The 899-nt window shown below is 48.7% G+C and carries 1 protein-coding gene; it reads left to right on the top strand.

Annotated features, from left to right (window positions below; translation table 11 throughout):
* Window positions 1-334: 334 nt before the first annotated feature.
* Window positions 335-523 (top strand): hypothetical protein, encoded by a 189-nt coding sequence (locus tag KQP79_RS25760; protein WP_225449525.1) that lies wholly within the window; start codon window positions 335-337, stop codon window positions 521-523.
* Window positions 524-899 lie beyond the last annotated feature (376 nt).

Genomic DNA, 899 nt, shown 5'->3' on the forward strand with positions numbered 1-899 from the left:
GTAAGAAGAGACAGTTGCGTAACGGACAAATCGGGCACTCTTGTCAGCATGACAAATGTGCCTTGTCCTTGCCGCAGGACACTGAGGCAGATTGGACGTAGCAGACATGTCTGCCACATTCAATATGCCTGAGTGGACAAGAACTGGCTCTTGTATAGCAGAAGAAATATTGTAAAACAGTTGATTAGTGGTAAAAGTGGTATGGGTGGGCAGAATGGCATTACACGGTCATTGCCGAAGCCCGATAATGGGACAGCCAGACAGCAATAAAGGCAGTTATCAGAAGTGGCAGTTTCTGATAGTGCCATTGTAGGCACCTGTCACATGGGCATTCGTGCGGTGTCCGTACAGTAATGCCGTTCTGAAGGTGTGGGGCGAAGCGGTACAACGCATATGGACGGACACACCGATTATAGCAGAAGATATTTTGCAGTCAAAGAGAAGAAGAACAGTAAAGCAGGCGTGGGTGGGTAGTGAAGCTGGCGCCAAGATTGACGGTCTGAACATCAAGGCGAGTGGATAGCCAGTAAAGGACACAATTATCAGAAGCCTCGGCTTCGGCATCTTGTGGCATAGATGGCAGTCCTCTCGCGTTCAGACCTTGGCGTTCAGTCTTTCTTGGCTAATAGCGACCTTGTTGCCATCAGCCAGGAATGTCTATATGCCAACCATCTTGGTGACGCTTCGCAAATGGAGAGGGACGAAGTGGTTAGGGTAAAATGAAGACGGCATCGCCGATATAATCGATGACTGAACGAAGGCTTTATCTGAGGAGATAAACGCTATAACAGCATATTGATATCCCTGAGCAAAACAAAAGCGACCCGAAGGTCGCCTTGTTATGGAGAGGAAAGGCTATTTCTTGCCTTTCTTGGTTGCTGGCTTGGCCGGCTCTTCCG

It is taken from the genome of Bacteroides sp. DH3716P (genome assembly GCF_025914115.1).
GTDB lineage: Bacteria > Bacteroidota > Bacteroidia > Bacteroidales > Bacteroidaceae > Bacteroides > Bacteroides ovatus.